14 protein-coding genes are annotated in these 13,889 nt (G+C 38.2%); 13 read left to right on the top strand and 1 reads right to left on the bottom strand.

Annotated features, from left to right (window positions below; genetic code table 11):
* Positions 1-86 precede the first annotated feature (86 nt).
* Positions 87-1,733, bottom strand: a complete 1,647-nt coding sequence (locus tag MKY46_RS19100) for an alkaline phosphatase (protein WP_330493734.1) — start codon at positions 1,731-1,733, stop codon at positions 87-89.
* A 1,039-nt stretch (positions 1,734-2,772) separates the two neighbouring features.
* Between MKY46_RS19100 and MKY46_RS19095 the strand changes: the two genes are divergently transcribed.
* From MKY46_RS19095 to MKY46_RS19035, 13 genes are all read left to right on the top strand, one after another.
* On the top strand, positions 2,773-3,243 hold the full coding sequence (locus MKY46_RS19095) for a flavin reductase family protein (RefSeq protein WP_036121167.1): 471 nt from the start codon (positions 2,773-2,775) through the stop codon (positions 3,241-3,243).
* A 27-nt stretch (positions 3,244-3,270) separates the two neighbouring features.
* Positions 3,271-4,746 carry a 4-hydroxyphenylacetate 3-hydroxylase family protein gene (locus MKY46_RS19090; protein ID WP_036121163.1) on the top strand — a complete coding sequence of 492 codons (1,476 nt, stop codon included), beginning with the start codon at positions 3,271-3,273 and terminating at the stop codon, positions 4,744-4,746.
* Between the two features lie 22 nt (positions 4,747-4,768).
* A complete protein-coding gene (locus tag MKY46_RS19085; protein ID WP_036121159.1) occupies positions 4,769-5,524 on the top strand; it encodes an IclR family transcriptional regulator in 756 nt (251 codons plus the stop codon).
* Positions 5,525-5,549: 25 nt separating this feature from the next.
* On the top strand, positions 5,550-6,104 hold the full coding sequence (locus MKY46_RS19080) for a 3-hydroxyanthranilate 3,4-dioxygenase (RefSeq protein WP_036121155.1): 555 nt from the start codon (positions 5,550-5,552) through the stop codon (positions 6,102-6,104).
* Complete coding sequence (locus MKY46_RS19075; protein ID WP_340835151.1) at positions 6,095-7,126, top strand: amidohydrolase family protein; 1,032 nt, start codon at positions 6,095-6,097, stop codon at positions 7,124-7,126. The genes MKY46_RS19080 and MKY46_RS19075 overlap by 10 nt, the downstream gene beginning before the upstream one ends.
* The gene (locus MKY46_RS19070; protein WP_036121150.1) at positions 7,101-7,562 is read left to right on the top strand and encodes a RidA family protein; all 462 of its coding nucleotides are present in this window, start codon (positions 7,101-7,103) and stop codon (positions 7,560-7,562) included. The genes MKY46_RS19075 and MKY46_RS19070 overlap by 26 nt, the downstream gene beginning before the upstream one ends.
* 76 nt (positions 7,563-7,638) lie before the next feature.
* Positions 7,639-9,105, top strand: a complete 1,467-nt coding sequence (locus MKY46_RS19065) for an aldehyde dehydrogenase (protein WP_340835148.1) — start codon at positions 7,639-7,641, stop codon at positions 9,103-9,105.
* 14 nt (positions 9,106-9,119) lie between these two features.
* On the top strand, positions 9,120-9,899 hold the full coding sequence (locus MKY46_RS19060) for a 2-keto-4-pentenoate hydratase (RefSeq protein WP_036116776.1): 780 nt from the start codon (positions 9,120-9,122) through the stop codon (positions 9,897-9,899).
* A 15-nt stretch (positions 9,900-9,914) separates the two neighbouring features.
* On the top strand, positions 9,915-10,802 hold the full coding sequence (locus MKY46_RS19055; protein ID WP_036116775.1) for an acetaldehyde dehydrogenase (acetylating): 888 nt from the start codon (positions 9,915-9,917) through the stop codon (positions 10,800-10,802).
* Positions 10,799-11,812, top strand: coding sequence for a 4-hydroxy-2-oxovalerate aldolase (gene dmpG / locus MKY46_RS19050; protein WP_036116773.1), 1,014 nt, complete (start codon positions 10,799-10,801; stop codon positions 11,810-11,812). The genes MKY46_RS19055 and dmpG overlap by 4 nt, the downstream gene beginning before the upstream one ends.
* Positions 11,812-12,582, top strand: a complete 771-nt coding sequence (locus MKY46_RS19045) for a 2-keto-4-pentenoate hydratase (protein ID WP_051891551.1) — start codon at positions 11,812-11,814, stop codon at positions 12,580-12,582. Before dmpG ends, MKY46_RS19045 begins: the two co-directional genes overlap by 1 nt.
* Positions 12,583-12,594: 12 nt before the next feature.
* Positions 12,595-12,780, top strand: a complete 186-nt coding sequence (locus tag MKY46_RS19040; RefSeq protein ID WP_036116769.1) for a 2-hydroxymuconate tautomerase — start codon at positions 12,595-12,597, stop codon at positions 12,778-12,780.
* 40 nt (positions 12,781-12,820) lie between these two features.
* Positions 12,821-13,882: a TRAP transporter substrate-binding protein gene (locus MKY46_RS19035; RefSeq protein WP_080716999.1), complete on the top strand. Its 1,062-nt coding sequence runs from the start codon at positions 12,821-12,823 to the stop codon at positions 13,880-13,882.
* The last annotated feature ends 7 nt before the right edge of the window (positions 13,883-13,889 follow it).

The following is a 13,889-nucleotide window of genomic DNA, read 5'->3' as shown; positions in this document are numbered from 1 at the left end:
ATTTTACAAACTATTGGTTGGTCTTTTTATGTAAAAAAAGCACGAACATAAGGGAATAATCTCAACTTATGTTCGCGCTATTGTTTTTATTTCACGGCATTCAAAACTTTTTTTGATACATAAAATTCAGAGCCATTATAGATATTTATTGTGTCAAATGTATGGGTCTTTACAGTGTTTGTTGAAGTTTGCTCATACAGCATTGTGTTTTTATTGACTGGGATTTTCACCATCACATCTGCCTTTTGTGCAATAAATATTGGGTTTTCTTTATCGGATAAGTCAATTTTTGTTGTAAAGCCTTTTTCCGTAAATGCCTTTGTTGCTGGCACATATAAATCATTTGTAAGTGTATTTAAGTCAAAGCCCATGAATTGCGCCATTGTATGAGCTAAATCAGTGTTTTCTACTAGCCCTGTCAGCTTAGATGGACCGAATGAATATAAAAACACATCCTCACCGGTATGACCACCTGTCGTATAGCCAATGTTCGCACGATTTGCCAGCATTTTGACCATTTCACTGCCTAAGTCTTTAGAAAGTTTTAGTTTAGTCAATTCAGTCTTTGTTAATTGATCTAAGCCATAAAGGGCAGCCACTTCTTTTAAATTAGAACGGTCTTCTTTTAATTGACTTAATGCTCCCTCAACGGTCATGGACGCTTTTTTCAACGGATCAATGTAAGCAGAGACTGGAATACTGGAGTAGGTATTAGTCGTGTTGGCATTCCCCATCGTAATCCCGCTATTTCCATGGTCTGTTACGGCAATAACTAATGTATTGCCATCTTCCTTCGCAAAATTAACCGCTTCTTTTACAGCATCATCAAACGATAAAATATCGCTAATGATACCGATTGTATCGTTGGCATGTGCTGCCCAGTCGACCTTGCTACCTTCAACAAAGAGGAAGAAGCCGTCCTCATCCTTTTTTAGCGTATGGATTGCCTTGTTCGTCATTTCAGCAAGCGTAGGCTCAGATGCTCTTGTTTTAGCGCGATCTAAATCATAGGCAAGTGCACTTGGTGCAAAGCTTCCCCAAATTTTTGAAGACTGACTGTTGAATAGTTCATCACGTGTTTGAACTAAATCATAATTTTTTTCTTTCAGAACCTGGATTAAATCCTCACCATCTTGACGGGCATTTTTTGTAGTTCCTGGTGACAGCGACTCTAAGCCACCACCTAAAACGACGTCAATATTTTGGTAAACTTGCTGTTCAGCAATATCACCATATTGACTTCTATTGTTAACATGCGCTGAAAAACCAGCTGGCGTTGCATGTTGAATTTCAGAAGTAGAAATCAGTCCAGTCGCCTTGCCCTTTTGTTTAGCTCCTTCTAGCACATTGGCTACAGGTCGGAAGGCATCTTGTTGAGCAATTTGTGCTAAACCAGGGGAATTAATCACGGATGGTAAAACGCCTACATATTTATCATTCGATTTATGACCAGTTGCTAAAGCCGTAGCAGCAGGCGCAGAATCTGTAATGGCTGATTCAGCAGAATACGTGCGCATAGCACCAGATAAAATCTCATCCATTGCTAAGCCCTCACCCTTATACCAACGAGAAAGGGTAACCGCATTATTACTGCTCCCATCCATTACAAGCATAATGACATTTGTCGGTTTCTTTACTTCGGCTGCTTCTACCTCTTGTTGTGGGATACTAACTGCGGATAACGTTACAGCACTTGCTAAAAACAATGAAGTCCATTTTTTTGCGTATTTCATGATTTTCCTCCTTTAAATGATTTCAATTGTAAGTGTAAAGGAAGGGTGTAAAGCTGCTGTTAAATATTTGTTAATAAAATATGGTAATACTGTAAATGAAGAGATAAGAATGGAAGGAAAGAATCTGTGCGTTTATCACATGGATTCGATTGAGGCAGTATAACTTTGGTGATGCTGTGAGCCGTCTAATTTAAGAACTTCATCCTCGAATAATACTTCTTCAACCGCTTTCAATTTCAATTATTGCTAAATAGCCAGCATTGTCATAGTCACTACAATAAATGGAGTCTTTGCATAAGTATAGTTGGCACTAGTCGCAGCAAAATAAATATCAGTAGTCCATAAATGACTTAACTTAGTTTTTCATCACAAACTAAAAAATATTCGTAGGAAACTGCAGAGGGTAGGGCTAAATGAAGATGATACCAATGACCATCAACACTAACTTGCCAAATACACTTAACTTCTGCGCATTTAAAATCATTTGGTTCAACAGTGGGTTTGCTTAGTTTGAAAGCCGTAGCTAATGATGCCGCCAATAGGTAATTTTCATTGCCTATTAGTTCACTAAATATATGTTGCCTCAGAAGTATGTAAAAATGCTTTGGAGGCAACTTTTTATTACCGTGTATAGTACAAGTTCTATTAAATGGCAAGCCGTCACCATGCCATAGTTCAATTATTAATAAACAATGGCATGAAGCAATCTATATAGATATTTCCCTTTTTAGCTTATAAACAGGCGATAAATAGAAATATTTTTAGATTTTTCAGTTAATTCCAGTGTGAATCGATAAAAATATTGATATAGTTTTAGATAAAGAGAGTTCAAACGAAATATAACATATTAAACTAGTAGATTATCAAATCGAACAAAAATATCATTTTGTTAAAATAGATAAAAATGATTTTTTATAGAAAAAAGAGGTTTAAAGTAGAAAAATAATTTTATTTGATTTCACTATTTGAAATATAATGCATTTCAAGGAGAAGAGAAGTTGTTATGATACTGATAATAAATTAAAGGGGGGTGCTATAAATGGATACAAAATTACTTAGACAAACATTTGGAAAATTTCCTACAGGTGTGACGGTCGTTACTTGGTTTGATGGTGTGGGGATTAATGGGATTACAGTGAACTCATTTACTTCAGTTTCGTTAGAGCCTGCTCTAGCACTAGTATCTATTGATAAAAAAGCAAATGCGTTATCTCAAATGAAAAACAATGCATTTACAATTAATATTTTATCAGATCAACAGGAGTCTATAGCATGGCAGTTTGCAGGACGTAAGCAAGAAGGGCTTGAAATTACATGGATTAAAGATGGTATAGCTCCAAAAATTGAAGATGTTTGTGCTTTTATCGAATGTAAGCCATGGAAAGAAGTGGATGCGGGAGACCATGTTTTATTTATAGGAGAAATCCTTAATTTTGGACGCACTAATAGTGAAGCGCTTACATTTTTTGAAGGCAAGATGGGCTCGACAAAACAGTTCATACAACAATAGTTATTTAGTAGAGGGGGATTATTAATTATGGGAATTAGAACAGGGCAACAATTTATGGATGCATTAAAGTCAAGAAACCCAGAAGTATGGCTAAATGGTCGTTTAGTAGAGAGTGTTTACGATGAACCCTATTTTCAACAACCAATTAAAGAAATTGCAAAGTTATATGATTTACAACATGATCCAAAATATCAAGAAGATTTAACGCATGTATGTGATGAAACAGGGGAGCGTGTAGCCACTTCATTCCTTTTTGCAAAATCCTACGAAGATATTATGAAACGTAGTAAAGCTTTTGAAGTAGTAGCTCGCCAAACTTTTGGCTTGATGGGGAGAACACCAGATTTTTTAAATACAGTGGTAACTTCTTTAGCACAAAATTCTTGGTTCTTGGCGAAATACAACCAAGATTGGGCTAAGAATATTGAAGCTTATTATCGCTATATACGAGATAATGATGTGTTCTTAACTCATGCCATTGTGAATCCACAAAATGACCGAAGTAAAGCATCACATGAACAGACAGATAAGTTTACGCACTTAGGTGTAGTAGAAGAACGTCCAGATGGATTAGTTGTCCGCGGAGCAAAAATGCTAGCAACATTAGCGGCGTTTACGGATGAAGTCATTATCTATTCATACCCAGGATTTGTACCAGGAGACGAGCGTTATGCATTAGCTTTTGCTGTACCGATTGATGTGAAAGGGTTAAAAATTATTTGTCGTGAACCCGTTCAAGATGGTACACGTTCAACATTCGATCATCCACTGGCTTCTCGCTATGAGGAAATGGATGCACTACTTATTTTTGAAGATGTATTAGTACCATGGGATCGTGTGTTTTTATATAACAACGTTGAGGCTGCGAACTTGCTGTATCCAATGACAGGTATTGCTGAACAGCCCGCACATCAGTCAGGGGTTAGAGGATACATTAAACTGGCATTTGCTGTAGAGGTAGCTTGTAAGGTCGCTGATTCGATTGGTGTAGATCAATATTTAAATGTGCAACGTGACCTAGGCGAATTAGTGCAATATGTAGAAGTCATTCGTGCATTGATTCGAACAGCGGAGCATGAATTTACGGTAACAGAGCATGGTGAAGCGCGATTAAATCCAGATGCTTTAGAGACCATTCGCGGCATGATGCCAGAAATATATCCGAGAGCCATTGAAGTCATGCAAACAATTGGTGCAGGTGGTTTGCTAATGATGCCAACTGAAGCTGATTTCTTAAATCCAGAGCTTCGTCCAAGCATTGATCGTCATTATGGTGGACGAGAAGGTGTAGATGCAGAACTAAGAATGAAAATCTTTAAGCTAGCCTGGGATTTATGTGGTGAAGGGTTTGGTATGAGAGCGCTTCAATACGAACGCTATTATACAGGAGATCCAATACGGAAACGTGCTATTTACTACAATAAATTTAAGAAACGGTACTCCTTTGATTTAGTTGAATCCATTCTTGCGAAAGAAGATGTAGGCGAGAAACAAACAGTATAAATTGAACTTGGAGGTGAAGCATTTGATTTCATCGGTAAAAAAAATCTCACGCATTATCGATTTATTTTTGGATGGCGAACCATCTTTAAGTAATAAAGAAATCGCAGAAAAGCTAAATTTACCTCCGAGTTCAGTCCATCATTTCTTAAAAACAATGTGTCAAGAAAGTATTCTCTTGCAAGGCAGTGATAAGCGTTACCGATTAGGCTGGAAAATTCTTGAGTGGAGTAACAAAGTTATGTATTACCAAGAAATTAATTTTGAAGCAGGCCCTATAATAAGTAATTTGGTTGCGCGTTTTAAAGGTACTTCACATATTGGGATGTTTGATAATGGGGAAGTTCGATTTGTATACAAGGCTATGTCTCCACATGCGGATATAGTACCAACATTTGTCGGTATGACTCGTTATCCTGCTTATTCAACAAGCATTGGGAAAGTATTATTAACGTATAATCCAGCATTTATGTTGCCGATGTTGGAAAAAGGCATGTTTAAGCAAACTGCCAATACTATCACCTCTGTAGATGATTTGAAAAAGGAGCTTGAAGTAGTTTATAAAAACGGCTATGCCATTAGCGATCAGGAAAATGCGTCCAATACTTATGGGGTTGCAGCACCTATTAAAACCTATAATGGTCAAGTTGTAGCAGCCCTTAACTTAGTAGGTGAAAAAAGTTATATGAACGGTAAGGATAAACAGGCGATTGTTCGTGAGGTAATTCGTTCAGCAGAACTAATTTCGAGACAACTAGGCTATATGACAATAAATTATTAAATTTAAAATTAGGAGGAATTCAATTATGTCCAATTCAACGCAAGTAAGTAAATTACAAGCCCGTTCTCAAAACATTTTTAAAATCATTGAGGAGAACAAGCATTTACTAAAACCGCCAGTGAATAATAAAGTGCTATGGGAAGACTCTGAGTTTTTAATTATGTTGCTTGGTGGTCCAAATGCTCGTCGTGAATTCCATGTTGACCCATCAGATGAACTATTCTATCAAATTAAAGGTTCTTGTTTTGTAGAGGTTATTAATGATGAAGGTAAACGTGAAGTAATTGAAGTGAAGGAAGGCGAAATGTTTATGCTACCAGCAAACGTCCCTCATTCACCACACCGCGTTGCAGACACATATGGAATTGTCGTGGAGAGAAAACGTAAAGAAGGCGAGTTAGAGGATTTAGTATGGCTATGCAGTGAATGTGACCATGAATTGTATCGTCTACGCGTACAAGTAACAAACATTGGGAAACAAATTTCAGATGGTATTGATTACTTCAACGCTTCTAAAGATTTACGTCAATGTGATAGTTGTGGACATGTAATGCCTGAGACTGTAAGTGAATGGCAATGAGAATCGATTTTCATACACATATTTATCCGAGAGATTTACCGAATTTTGCTAATAAGTATGATAATGATAAGTGGCCTGTCTTAGAGCAAAAATGTTCTTGTGGAGCGGATATTATGGTAAGTGGTGAAGTATTTAGGGAAGTGACCAATCAAGTGTGGGACACAAAAAAACGCATTGAGGATATGGATCATGAGGGTGTAGATATGCAGGTTATTTCACCCGTACCTGTCACATTTTCTTATTGGGCACCTATTGAACAAGCGGTAGAGCTTGCACAATTCCAAAATAACTTTATTGCAGATGTTGTTAAAGCACATCCAGATCGTTTTATCGGCCTAGGAACTGTACCGTTGCAAGATGCAAAAGCGGCTGTTGTGGAGTTAAAACGGTGCAAAGAAATAGGTCTAGCCGGAATTGAAATTGGCACTAATATCAATGGAGAAAATTTGGACAGCGAGTATTTACTGCCATTTTTTGAAGCGGCAGAACAATATGAAATGCCGCTCTTTATTCATCCTTGGGAAACCTTAGCACAAGAGAGAACACCAAGACATAACTTTTTATATACAATTGGCATGCCGAGTGAAACAGCTTTAGCGGCAGCGAGCTTGGTGTGGAGTGGTGTAATGGAAAAGTGTCCGAATTTAAAGGTTTGTTTTGCCCATGGTGGCGGATCATTCCCTTATATTCTTCCACGTCTAGACCAAGGTTGGGATGTTTGGCCAAGCCTTAGACGTACAAAATATCCTCCAAGCCACTACACGAAAAATTTTTACTTTGATTCATTAGTATATGAATCACAAAATCTACATTACTTAATTGAACGTTTTGGCCATGAGAAAATTATGATGGGATCAGACTATCCATTTTTACTAAGAGAAATTAACCCTGGAAAAATCATAGATGAAACCTTGGACTTATCAGAAGAAGTACGTAAAGCCATTCTAGGTGAAAACGCTATGTCATTTTTAAATGTAGAAAGGAGCAGGGTTCTAAATGGTAAATCAAGTGAAAACGCCTGAAGAACGCTTGCAAGAGCTTGGAATAGAACTTGCTGAGCCAAGGGAAGCAGTTGGAAATTACGTTGGTTGTGTACGAACAGGTAATTTAATTTTTACATCAGGTCAAGGTGTCGATCAGTATCATGGCAAATTAGGTGAAGATTTAACAGTAAATGATGGCTATGCAGCTTGTCGCCAATCGATGATTAACCTGTTATCTGTATTGAAATCTGAATTAGGTGATTTATCGAAGGTGAAGCGTATTGTAAAAATTTTAGGAATGGTCAATTCTACGCCTGATTTTACACAACAGCCAAAAGTTATGAATGGTGCATCAGATTTATTAGTGGATGTTTTTGGAGAACGAGGAAAACATGCCCGTTCAGCAGTTGGGATGGCCCAACTTCCTAATAATACAGCCATTGAAATAGAAATGGTTGTTGAAATTTCAGAATAATCAAAAAGCGACTTTAAGAAAAAGGTAAAACACTCTTTTTCTTAAAGTCGCTCCATAATTGAGGGAGTGAAAAGTGATGCAACATGCAACGTTTAAAACGAAAAGTATTAATTGTCGTAATTTCATAAACGGTGAATTCATTGACGCTATAGATGGGAAAGTGTTTGAAAATATAAATCCTGCTACAGAAGAAGTCATTGGATGGGTAGCAGAAGCGACTAGGGAAGAAGTCGATGCAGCAGTACAATCTGCAAAAGCTGCTTTGAAAGGACCGTGGGGAAAATTCACTGTCAAAGAGCGCTCTCTACTGTTACGACGTATTGGCGACCTCATTTTAGAAAATGTTGAAGAACTTGCTGCTTTAGAAACGATAGATACAGGCAAACCGTATCATTTAGCGATAGAAATGGATATTAAACGTGCAGCACATAATTTCCACTTCTTTGCGGATTACGTTACTTCACTTGGCAATGAATCTTATAACCAAGACAATATGGCACTTCATTATTCAGTGACACGACCAGTAGGTGTCGTGGCTATGATTAATCCTTGGAATTTACCATTACTACTTTTAACTTGGAAATTAGCCCCTTGCTTAGCAGCAGGTAGTACTGCTGTCATGAAACCGGCGGAGCTTACACCAATGACAGCTACTCGCTTGGTTGAATTATGTCAAGAAGCGGGGATACCAGATGGTGTTGTAAATTTAGTTCACGGTTTTGGTGGGAATTCAGCAGGTGCTTTTCTATCAGAACACCCTGATGTAGATGCTATTACATTTACAGGGGAAACTAAAACAGGCACTACTATTATGAAGGCTGCTGCCCCTACATTGAAAAAAGTTTCATTTGAATTAGGGGGCAAAAATCCTACTATTATTTTTAAAGATTCGGACCTAGATGAAGTTCTTGCAACAACGCTAAAATCAAGCTTTACAAACCAAGGGCAAGTGTGTCTCTGTGGTTCTCGTATATATGTAGAACGTGATATTTATAAAGAATTTGTGGAGAAATTTGTAGCTCGTACAAAAGAATTAAAAATTGGAGATCCATTTGATGCAACGACAGATATCGGCTCTGTCGTAGGGAAAGAGCATTATGAAAAAGTAATGGGTTACATTCAAATTGCCAGAGAAGAGGGTGGCAATATTCTTACAGGCGGTGGTCGCCCAGCTACTATCGATAAAGGCTACTATATTGAGCCAACAATTATTACAGGTTTAACGGATCGGGACCGTTGTGTACGCGAAGAAATTTTTGGCCCAGTTGTTACAGTATTACCTTTTGATACAGAAGATGACGTGATTTCCCGTGCAAATGATACAAATTACGGCTTAGGTGCAACTATTTGGACAAATGATTTAAGACGTGCACATCGTGTTGCAGGTCAAATTGAATCAGGTATCGTTTGGGTAAATACATGGTATTTAAGAGATCTTCGAACACCATTTGGTGGGATGAAACACAGCGGAATCGGACGTGAAGGTGGCGCACACAGCTTTGAATTCTACTGCGAGGTCTCAAACGTAACAATTAAATTATAACTTGGGGGGAAAGCATGGTAGTGAATCTAATTGAATGGTCTAACAAATTATTAGAAGCAGAAAGAACACGCATTGGCATTGAGCCGATTACTCAATCAGCTAAAGATATTTCATTGAAAGATGCTTACTCCATTCAACTTGAAATCATTAATAGGAAGTTACTGAACGGCCATAAAATTACAGGTAAAAAAATTGGTTTGACATCTTTAGCAATGCAAAATCTATTAAACGTGGATGAACCAGATTATGGGCATCTTTTATCGAATATGGAAATTACAGAAGGAAAAACCGAGCGATCAAGTTATTTAAAGCCGAAAGTCGAAGGCGAAATTGCGTTTGTACTGAAGTCTCCTTTAAAGGGACCTAATGTCACTGTTAAGGAGGTACTTGAAGCAACAGATTATATTGTAGCTAGTCTTGAAATCGTAGATAGTCGCATTGCCAATTGGCAAATAAAATTGCTCGATACCATTGCAGATAATGCTTCCTCTGCAAAATACGTACTAGGTCAAGTGAAACGTGAGGTCTTCAATGTTGACTTACCAGCAATCGAAATGCAGCTTTATAAAAATGGAGCGTTTATGAATGAAGGAAAGGGAGAAGATGTTTTAGGCAATCCAGCAAGTTGTGTCGCTTGGCTTGTAAACCGTCTAGCAGATTTCGATATTGGTGTTGAAGCAGGAGAAGTTATATTATCAGGTGCTTTATCGGCAGCATTGGATGCTGAACAAGGTGATAAGTTCACAGCCGACTTCGGTGAACTATTAGGTACAGTCGAACTAGAGTTTGTGTAAAGGGAGGAAGCTACCATGACAAAAATGAAAGTGGGCATTATTGGTTCAGGTAATATTGGTACGGATTTAATGATGAAAATTCAAAGATCTCCGTACTTAGAGATGTCAGTACTTATTGGCATTGATCCTGAATCAGATGGCTTAAGACGTGCACAAGAGGCAGGTTTTCAGACGATTTCCAATGGGATTGAAGGATTTCTAGAGCAACCACATTTGGCGGATATTTTATTTGATGCAACATCAGCAAAGGCACATATTGCTCATGTGAAAGCTTTACAAGGTTTAAACAAAAGACTAATAGATTTAACGCCAGCCGCTGTAGGTCCATTTGTTGTACCGACGGTGAATTTGACAGAGCATATGGAAAAGCCTGTTGTAAACATGATTACGTGTGGAGGTCAGGCGACGATACCAATCATCTACGCCATTAGCCGTGTACAAAGTGTTGATTACGCTGAAATTGTTGCAACAATTGCTTCGAAAAGTGCAGGTCCAGGAACACGAGCTAATATCGATGAATTTACAGAAACAACATCCAATGCAATTGAGCTGATTGGCGGTGCAAAAAAAGGAAAGGCAATTATTATTTTAAACCCAGCAGAGCCACCTTTATTGATGCGTGATACGGTGTTATGTCTCCTTGAAGAAGAAGCGAATACGGAAGAGATTATTAAATCCGTAAAAAATATGGTCGCAAAAGTAAATGAATATGTACCAGGTTATCGCTTGAAGCTAGATCCGATTGTAGATGGAAAGAAAGTTACCGTATTTATTGAAGTAGAGGGATTGGGAGATTATTTACCAATCTATGCTGGAAATTTGGATATTATGACGGCCGCTGGATTGAAGGTGGCTGAAGAAATGGCAAAAACAATGAGCGTTAGGGAGGTGGAAGTGCGATGAGTCAAATCTATTTAACAGAGGTTGCACTTCGTGATGGTAGCCATGTGGTTGCCCATCAATTTTCTTCTGAGCAAGTTCGTTATGTAACGAAGCAATTAAGTGAAGCCGGTGTACCGTATATTGAAGTCACGCATGGAGATGGTTTAGGAGGCTCGTCCCTTCAATATGGTTTTTCTAAAGAGCATGATATTGCGTTAATTAGAGCGGCAGCAGAAGTTGCTGGAGATTCTAAAATAACGGTTTTGCTTATTCCTGGAATTGGCACAATACATCATTTGAAAGAGGCTTATGAGGCAGGTGCTCGAGTTGTTCGTGTTGCTACACATGTAACGGAGGCAGATGTATCAAAGCAACATATTGAAACAGCAAAAGCACTAGGGATGGAGGCATTTGGGTTTTTAATGATGTCACATTCTGCATCACCTGAAAAAGTATTAGAGCAGGCGTTGTTAATGGAATCATATGGGGCTGATGCCGTGTATGTTACGGACTCAGCAGGAGCTATGCTACCGGCTGATGTACAGAATCGTATTCGTTTATTACGTGCTCATTTAAACATTGAGATTGGTTTTCATGCGCATAATAATTTGTCTCTGGCTGTTGCCAATACACTTGTAGCGATTCAAGAAGGTGCTACACGTATCGATGGCAGTATTTGTTGTTTAGGTGCAGGTGCAGGCAATACACAAACTGAGGTATTGGTCGCTGTATTAAATCGCATGGGTATTGAAACAGGCATAGATTTATACCAAATACTCGATTTGGCTGACTATGTTCGTGCCAATATTTTGCCACATCCACAAGATATTACGACAGGTAGTTTAGTAATGGGCTATGCAGGCGTATATTCGAGCTTTTTACGTCATGCCAATATAGCTGCTGAAAAAGTGGGTGTTGATGCTAGAGATATTTTAGTAGAGTTAGGCAAATTAAATGTTGTAGGTGGACAAGAGGATACGATCATTGAAGTAGCACAAAAAATTGCACAACAGAAAGTGGGGAGTGCATAGTGTCTTTATTTGAATATGCTGAGCGGGTGGCGGAAGCACAAGCAACAAAAGAGGCAGTTGAAAAGATTACTAACTCAAAACCAAATTTGACAGTAGAAGAAGCCTATGAGATTCAAAAAATTAGTATGGAAAAAACGATGACAGCTGACAATCGGTTTATCGGTTGGAAAATGGGCCTAACGAGTATTGCTAAACAGCAACAAGTAGGGGTGGATTCCCCAATTTATGGGCGTTTAACCTCACAAATGAATCTTAGGACAAATGAAATTATAGCTGCTGAATATATTCATCCACGTGTGGAAGCAGAGGTAGCCTTTGTTTTTAAAAAAGAGCTACAAGGTGCGGATTTAACACCATTAGAAGTATGGGATGCGATTGAAAACGTATTTCTAGCACTTGAAGTCATTGACAGTCGCTATAAAAACTTTTCATTTACTTTACCTGATGTAATAGCTGATAATGCTTCTTCATCGAAAATTTGGCTGAGTGCGCAAGCATTTTCACCTTATACATGTGATTGGGCTTCTATAGAAGTCATTTTGAAACAAAATGGAGAAGAGAAACTACATGGTACAGGAGCTGCGGTACTTGGTCATCCCATTTATTCGGTCATTGAATTATTAGCGATGTTAGCAAAAGAAGGTAGAGGTATTTTGCCTGGTCAACTCGTTTTAACAGGTGGCATAACAGATGCAATTCCAGTAAAAGCTGGTGATGAAATAGAAGCAGACTATGGGACACTTGGCAAGCTAACATTAGTTGTGAAGTAGCGGGGACTAAATATGCCAATTGTTCAAATTCAGTTATTAGAAGGACGGTCTGTGGAGCAAAAGAAAAAAATTATACAGGAAGTTACAACTACCATTGTTCAAACGGCACGAGTTCCAATTGATAGTGTAAGAGTTATTTTAATAGAAGTGCCACCCGTTCATTGGGGAATTAGTGGAAAGACGAAGGCGGAGCCATAACCAATGCAACATATTAAATCAAAAATAGAGGGGATATTTTATGATAAAAAAACCGCTAAAGTTTAAGCTAGTTAGTTGTTTATTCGCACTTTTATTCGTTTTGGCAGCTTGTGGTAACTCAAACACAACAAATGAAACAGATGCAAAGACGGACAATAAATCAGCTGTGTCAGCAACTAGTTCGGATGAAGATATTCCAAAGAAGAAATTTAAGCTTGCCCATATTACATCAACAGATCATATGTGGCATAAAGCTGCTGAAAAATTTAATGAAGAATTAAAGGCACGCTCAGATGGCAAAATGGAGCTTGAAATTTACCCTGCAAGTCAATTAGGGACTGAAGCGGATATGGCACAACAAGTAGAGGCAGGCTCGATAGACTTTGCTTTTATTACAGCCGCTTTTTTAAGTACGCGTACACCTGAGATGGCCGCGTGGTTCGCACCATACATGTTTGAAAATTTACAAGAAGCTTCAGATGCAAGTCATACTGATATTGCACGTGAGATTTTAGGAGAAATAAAAGGAACGGGCTTAAAAGGGTTAGATTATCTATTCGCTGGTCAACGTACGATGGTATTGAAATCAAAAGAAGTTAAAAAGGCTTCGGATTTAGCAGGTTTAAAAATGCGAGTAACACCAAGTCCGCCGCTCCAAAAATTTTATAAAGATGCGGGAGCTGCACCAGAAGGATTACCATTACCAGAAGTATATTCAGCATTACAAACAGGCGTTATTGACGGAATGGATATGGACTTAGATGCGACAATCACAAATAAATACTCCGAAGTAGCCAAATATGTAGCTGTAACAAATCACATGGTATGGCCATCAATTGTCGTAGCAAATGAGGGAATGTTTGATGGATTATCTGAAAATGCTCAAAAAATCATTATTGATTCCTTACAAGCAACAATAGCTTATGCAGTAGAAACACGAACTGGACAAGAAGAAGAATTCAAAAAAGAACTTGCCAGTCAAGGAGTGACTGTTTATGAGTTAGGGGCAGATGTATTTAAAGAGCAAATCGAAGCATTTGACGCCGAGTATAGTGCAAAATCTGCTTTAATTAAACAGTTTATTAATGAATTCCGTAAGTAAATGGGGG

It is taken from the genome of Lysinibacillus sp. FSL M8-0355 (assembly GCF_038008985.1).
Taxonomy (GTDB): domain Bacteria; phylum Bacillota; class Bacilli; order Bacillales_A; family Planococcaceae; genus Lysinibacillus; species Lysinibacillus fusiformis_D.
This window is presented reverse-complemented; position numbering and strand designations above follow the sequence as displayed.